Source organism: Mariniphaga anaerophila (assembly GCF_900129025.1).
Taxonomy (GTDB): Bacteria; Bacteroidota; Bacteroidia; order Bacteroidales; family Prolixibacteraceae; genus Mariniphaga; species Mariniphaga anaerophila.
This window is the reverse complement of the sequence record NZ_FQUM01000001.1, coordinates 813,643-820,098: the sequence shown is the minus strand read 5'-3', so window position 1 is coordinate 820,098 and position 6,456 is coordinate 813,643. Positions and strand designations below refer to the sequence as shown.

The following is a 6,456-nucleotide window of genomic DNA, read 5'->3' as shown; positions in this document are numbered from 1 at the left end:
GTCGAAATCTGATTCGGGTGAAGCTCATACTTTTTCCCGATTTCTTGAATCGTCTCTCGTTCTTGTAAGGCTTCAAGAACTACTTTCGTTTTAAAGCCTGAGGTGTAAGTTTTTCTTCTTTTCATAACAACAAGTTTATTAATTTTCTAATTATGCTTGTTGTCTAATTTTTGGGGATAATTATAGTAGTCGAAGTAATCCTGCGCTAGGGCATACTGCAACCGTCCTTGAAACAGAACAGGCAGTTCAGATTTTTAGTGATCAGTTTAACTTTTTGTGGAGGACGTAATCTTATGCATATATTTTAGCCATTCTGAAAAGGAAAAATCAATGTCAACCACACCTCTTTGAGCAGCTCTGAAAGTTTTCAGCTTGGCATTAAAAGATTCAGCAGAGGCATTTATGCTACGGTTGTCAAAGAAGTTTAATATCTCCGGATAATGAGAGTAAAAATTGGCAGATATTGTATTAAAAAATTTAAACCCTGATTCTGTAACGTCATTGAACCACTTTGCCATTTTAGTTCTTTGTATTGTTGCCCAAAATGGTCTCCGTCAATGTAATAGAACTTTTCTAAACTATTGCTGCTGATTAGGTAATTGTCCAAAAATACCTCTTAAAAAAGTTGCAAACTCTTTTGTTAAACGAGTCTCTTTTGCAACACTGTCCCAATCCCTTTCAACTATCTTTCCTGTTGATTTACAAAACCACCTCCGCCTTCTTACCTGTAAAAACATGGCTTTGTCCAGTAAAGGAAAATCTTTTACAATTGCTGCCGGATGAAAACCTTTCGATATAAGTTTTGCCAACTCATACTCCTCCGGTTTTATTGCTTTCTCGTCCAAATGAATATGAACCTCGCGTTTTACTATATCAACTTGGACTATGTCAAAATATTCAAAGATTTCTTCTGGTAACGGTAACTTAGTTAATGTGTAATAATGATCCTTTGATTGTGCCATCTGATTTGTAAAATAAAAAATCTAAAGTTCATATTTTTATCTTACTCCACAACTTTTTAAACTGATCCATTTTTAGAGCGTACGGAATTGAAGCAGAGATTGGGGCCAACGGGAAAATAACTGTTCAGAAACTTGGGGAAAAGGGAAAGCAATATGATTACGAAATGAAACCCATTAATTTTGCAGGCGATTGTGTTTACAATACCCAACAGCATTTTATCGACTGCCTGCTGAGTGGTAACGAATTTGAAACCAATTGCCCGGATTACCTGAAAAGCATGGCGTTGCAGGAAGCCGCTTACAAATCTACTGAAACCAATATGCCGGAGGTTGTTGAAATTTATTCAATTACAGGATTTTAATTTTTCTTTTCGATAACTATTTGGTGAAACTTTAAAATGTTTTTTAAAAGCAAAATTGAAATATTGCGGGGAAGAAAATCCGCACATATATGCCACATCGATAACCGGCGTAGAAGGGATTTCACCAAGTAGTTTTGCGGCTCTGCGTAATCGTAGCTTGTTCAAGTATTCCATGGGCGAACAGTTGGTTATCTCTTTGCAGTAATGTGTAAAACGGGTCGCACCTAAATGACAGTATTCCGCCATTTTAACAACCGTCCAGCCTTCATCTGTTTTAGATTCAAGCAAGTGAAGAAAAAGTTCAACAGTCCGTCTGCTTTCAATCAGCGATTGGTCAAGAATAATATTCCCTTCATTAAGAATTTCAAGGAGTAAAATAAGGAGGTTATTTATTTGAACTTTTAACCTCGAGTCATATTTATTTTTGTTTTCCTGTTTGATAATCCTGCCGATTTCAATAAAACAATTCTTGAATTCTCTGTTTGCTTTCAATACTGGTTGTTCATTTTGTCTTAATTTTAGGGTCAGCTCGTCCAAATCTTTTGGGTTAAGTATTATCCAGTCGGGCCATTCCCATTGTTGATGCGGGTGCCTGACATTTACATCCAGGATTAGCCAATACAGTTTGCTCAAATCAACATTTGGATTCCCTAATTTATGAATAATCCAGGGGCGCGTAATGGTTATATCGTTTGTTTGAATTCCAATCAGGCAGTCTTTAAGTAAGAAATCCAAGCTGCCGTTTTCCAGGAAGGAAATCTCAATTCCTTCGTTTGTGTGCCACTCAAGTCCCCAGTTTTGAAGTTTTTTTATGTTCCAGCAACCAACGCTTTTCACTCCTTCGAGTTCATTGTTTTGTAGTTTCCCTCCGGGATACGTCCCCCTGGCCAATGAAGTCAGTTCAAGTTCATTATTTGCCCACGCCTGTCGAAGTGGCACACAGGAATCAGCTTCGTACGTCCGCTTTTCTATCGGATCATAATATTTTGGGATGATTGAATTCATGTTCCCAAAATTAAGAAATCTTTCAATGCAAATATTTGGAATCCTGTCACAAAAATCCGGTTTATATTTGAGCACAGTAAATTATTCAAATAGAAGTTAACTTGAGATGATGGCTGAAAAGATTGACAGAAGGCAATTCATGGAAGTTACCGCAGTGGGAACTTCCGGAGCTTTGTTAATTCCGCAACAATTATTTTCGAACAAACAGAACAAAAACGGCATGAAGACAAATGGAAAAATCGGGTTGGGAGTCAACATGGAATATGTGCGGCATGAAGACAAATCATTTGAGTGGGGGGTCAAAAAAGCAGCAGAGATTGGTTACGAATATGTTGAACCCATGGTGCATTGGGGGAGGGAACTTTTGAGTGAAGCCGGGTATTTTCATTCTGTCTCGATGTATGACGACCCACTCTGGATGAAGGAAGTTTGTGATAAACACGGGATTAAAATATCGGGGTTGTCATCCCATACTCCATTGTGTAAACCTGAAATAAGCGTGGAGTATTTGAAGATGGCCATCCGGTATGCTGCGGCCATGGGTGTCCCGGTTGTCAATACCGACGAAGGTCCAAAACCGGCGTGGACGACAAAGGAAATGGATTATACCCTGATGAAATACACTTTAACAGAAGCCTCTATCGTAGCCGAAAGGCACGGAGTTTCAATAGGGCTTGAACAGCACCAGCAATACAGTACATGGCCCGAGGGACTAAAAAGTATTTTTGAGCTGGTGGATTCACCTGCAATCGGTTATAATTTCGATACAGGCAATGCTTTTATAGGGGGCAAAGCCGATATTTATGAATGGCTGGAAAATATAAAACATAACCTCGTACATTTACATGCCAAAGATATCGGTATCGGGCAAAGTTCAGTACGTGGCGAAGTCACCGGGGTCCCTGTCGGATGTGCCTGCGGCGATGGGGTGGTTGACTGGAAACGGGTGATTGACATTGTAAAAACCGTTGACAGGGAGATTGTTTTTAGTGTGGAGTGCGGTACAGTGGAACAGGCTGTCCGAAGTTTTGAGCACCTTTCTACTCTTTTATGATTTATAATGAAAAAAATATCCGTCATCATTTTAATCGTTTTTACAGTTAACTTTTTCTTCGTGGCACCCGGCTGTTCGTCGGGCGGTTCCGGGGATAAACTAATCAAAGTGCTGATACTGAGTGGAAGCAATAACCATGATTGGGAAAAAACAACTCCTTTTTTAGAAAAGATATTAACCGGATCTGGTCTGTTTTCAGTTGAAGTCACGGAGAAGCCGGATACTTTAACACTTTCCGGCCTGGTAAACACGGACGTGATTGTCAGCAACTGGAATTCATGGCCCGATAACGGCTTGCGCTGGCCTGAACCAGCCGAAAAAGCTTTACTTCACTTCATTCAGTCAGGCGGCGGATTTGTGACTTTTCATGCATCGACATCTGCATTTTACAATTGGCCTGAGTTTAAAGAGATAAGCACTGCTTCGTGGATTATGGATTCCACCTGGCACGGGAAAAGGGGCGGCACCCGAGTGACGGTTGAAAACAACCGGCATCCGGTCACAAGGGGAATGTCCGGGTTTTTTATCTATGATGAACTATGGGTAAATGCGAGGGAAAATGAAAATTTCGAAGTGTTGGGAAGCGCCACGAATGAGGGTATTACAGCCAGGGGGATCAAGAATCAACCGGCGGTTTTCGCCGCAGGATACGGGAAAGGGAAAATATTTAATACGATTCTGGGGCATGATGTACGGGCCATGCAAAATACCGGTTTTAAGACGCTGATCCTCAGAGGCACTGAATGGGCGGCAACCGGCAAGGTAACGCAAACCCTCCCTCATGAGTTTCAGGAAAACCGTAATACAGCACAAAGATTATCGTGGCAAAGAACGGATACTACATTTGCCTTGCTAAACGGAAAGAATCTATTATGGCAGTACAATTTTAACACTATATACGGCCGTCCCTTTTTCCATCCAGTTTATGCCGGAAACAACAACATCACCTGCCACAGTCCGGACGATCATCCTTGGCACCTTGGTCAATGGTTTTGCTGGAAATACATAAACAGGGTAAATTACTGGGAGTATCTAAACAGACCATACGATTCGGATGGGATTACAGAAATTAAGAGTATTGAAATTATCCCCCGTCCTGATTTCTCGGCGGAAATAAAACTGAAGATTGTTTACCATCCTACCGGTGGCGAAAATGTTTTATCGGAATTTAGAAGAATTCAAGTTTCGCCGCCACAAGGCAATGGAGACATTTTTATGGATTATCAATTTGATTTTGATGCAATTGATGATACAGTGATATTGGATCGCACCCCGATTGAAGAGGAGCCCGGCGGAAAATCATGGGGCGGGTATGCCGGTCTGTCCATCAGGTTTAACCAGGATTTTATGAAACCACATTTTATTTCGAGTTGGAATGATAATGAAAAACATCAACGGAGCCACCGGAAATTGGCTTTATATGGGATTTAAAGGATTGGATGGGAACCAAGTTGGGTCTCAAATAATAATAGATTCTGATACTCGAAGGGACGGATCTGCTTGGTATTCAGTCAATAGAGATGAATTGCCTTTTTATTGTTTTTCTCCTGATTTTTTGTATAAAAAGCCATTAATTTTATTAAAAGATGAGAGAATTAATCTAAGGTACCGTATATTACACTTAAACGGTGAAATGGATATTTCAAAGCTAAATAAACGATTTGATAAATATCAAAAAGAATCACATTAAAAAACGAACCATGAATAAAATGAATAACAACTTATCAAGAAGAAATTTTTTAAAAAATACCTCAGTTGGTTTGGCTGGAACCATAATAGTACCAACAATTGTTTCATCCTGTACAAAAGGTGCCAACGATCGCATTTTAATTGCCCATATCGGTGTGGGTTCGCGAGGGCAGAGTACCATGAAAAATTATTTTATGCATCTGGACACTTCTTTTTCCGTGGCTACATGTGATGCGTTTAAACAGCGCAGAAATGCTACTGCAGAATATATTACAGCACAATATCGTGAAAAAGGTGTAAAAGCCCCAGAATGTAAATCATACCTTCATTTTGAGGAAATACTGGAACGCGACGACATTGACGCCGTTCACATTTCCACGCCCGATCACTGGCATGTTCCCCTGGCCATTAAAGCAGTCCGTGCCGGAAAACACATTTATCTGGAAAAACCTTTGGGGTTGAGTTACCCCAACTATAAAATCCTGGAAAAAGAAGTGAAAGCCAATGATGTCCGGTTTCATTACGGCACGCAGCAACGAACAATGCGGCATTTGCAGCTTGGAATCGATATGATTAAGGACGGGAATATTGGCGAAATTGAAAGGGTTGAAGCATGGGCTCCCGGTTACAACCCGGTTGAATCCCCCGTGTGCACTGAAGTGCCCGTGCCTGATTATTTTGATTACGACCTTTGGACGGGGCCGGCCTCATTAAATCCGTATTGCCCTGAACGGGTAACAAACAACAGTTCCTGGTTTCAGTGGGATTACAGCATCGGGTTCCTGGCCGGTTGGGGTGCGCATCCGTTAGATGTTATGGTTTGGGCTCTGAAAGATAAACTGATCGGGAAGTACACCTGTGAAGGCACCGGTAAGTATTGGAAACCCGGCGGGATGTATAACAATATCCGGGCCTGGGATGTACATTATGAATATGATTCGGGAATCAGGTTACATTTTTTTGACGCGGATTTTGCCGCAGAAAATGATTTGTTACGTGATCGAAAATTCAAAGAAGGAAACGGGACCACTTTTTATGGCTCCAAAGGATGGATATCTTTAGGCAGAAGCACAGCACAATCTGATATACCCGAGATTGACAAAAAATTGAATGATTTTCCCAAAAACGACCATGGGGCAATCAGGAGTGAAGGAAACACGATGGGCAAATATTTTGTAGATATTGTCACGAATAAAATTCCTGAAATTTGTCCGTTAGATGAAGCAATTATTTCTGATTGTATCAGTCACATGGGAAACATTTCTATCAGAACAGGCAGAAAAATTATATGGGACCCGGTAAAAGGTGAAGTTGTAGGTGATCCGGAAGCAAACAATTGGTTTATCCGTGATATGAGGCTCCCATATACTATTTAATTAAAAAA

General features: G+C 40.6%; 8 protein-coding genes. 5 read left to right on the top strand and 3 right to left on the bottom strand.

The features are described 5' to 3' along the window. Positions 1-266: 266 nt before the first annotated feature. Complete coding sequence (locus tag BUB08_RS03285) at positions 267-518, bottom strand: transposase (RefSeq protein WP_072998811.1); 252 nt, start codon at positions 516-518, stop codon at positions 267-269. A gap of 60 nt (positions 519-578) precedes the next feature. After that, on the bottom strand, positions 579-962 hold the full coding sequence (locus BUB08_RS20215; RefSeq protein WP_072998809.1) for an ISAon1 family transposase N-terminal region protein: 384 nt from the start codon (positions 960-962) through the stop codon (positions 579-581). 164 nt (positions 963-1,126) lie between these two features. On the opposite strand from BUB08_RS20215, the gene BUB08_RS03275 reads away from it, so the two are divergent. After that, positions 1,127-1,324: a hypothetical protein gene (locus BUB08_RS03275; RefSeq protein WP_072998808.1), complete on the top strand. Its 198-nt coding sequence runs from the start codon at positions 1,127-1,129 to the stop codon at positions 1,322-1,324. Here the strand turns inward: BUB08_RS03275 and BUB08_RS03270 are convergent. Beyond that, the gene (locus tag BUB08_RS03270; protein ID WP_072998806.1) at positions 1,307-2,329 is read right to left on the bottom strand and encodes a helix-turn-helix domain-containing protein; all 1,023 of its coding nucleotides are present in this window, start codon (positions 2,327-2,329) and stop codon (positions 1,307-1,309) included. The two genes, BUB08_RS03275 and BUB08_RS03270, sit on opposite strands and share 18 nt — an antisense overlap. A gap of 106 nt (positions 2,330-2,435) precedes the next feature. On the opposite strand from BUB08_RS03270, the gene BUB08_RS03265 reads away from it, so the two are divergent. Genes BUB08_RS03265 through BUB08_RS03250 form a run of 4 tightly spaced genes read left to right on the top strand, consistent with a single transcriptional unit; the run spans position 2,436 to position 6,448 of the window. Then, a complete protein-coding gene (locus BUB08_RS03265) occupies positions 2,436-3,383 on the top strand; it encodes a sugar phosphate isomerase/epimerase family protein (protein ID WP_217651540.1) in 948 nt (315 codons plus the stop codon). A gap of 6 nt (positions 3,384-3,389) precedes the next feature. Then, positions 3,390-4,814, top strand: coding sequence for a ThuA domain-containing protein (locus tag BUB08_RS03260; RefSeq protein ID WP_072998804.1), 1,425 nt, complete (start codon positions 3,390-3,392; stop codon positions 4,812-4,814). Then, complete coding sequence (locus tag BUB08_RS03255) at positions 4,804-5,073, top strand: hypothetical protein (protein ID WP_072998802.1); 270 nt, start codon at positions 4,804-4,806, stop codon at positions 5,071-5,073. The genes BUB08_RS03260 and BUB08_RS03255 overlap by 11 nt, the downstream gene beginning before the upstream one ends. A gap of 10 nt (positions 5,074-5,083) precedes the next feature. Beyond that, positions 5,084-6,448, top strand: coding sequence for a Gfo/Idh/MocA family protein (locus BUB08_RS03250; protein ID WP_139249597.1), 1,365 nt, complete (start codon positions 5,084-5,086; stop codon positions 6,446-6,448). Positions 6,449-6,456 lie beyond the last annotated feature (8 nt).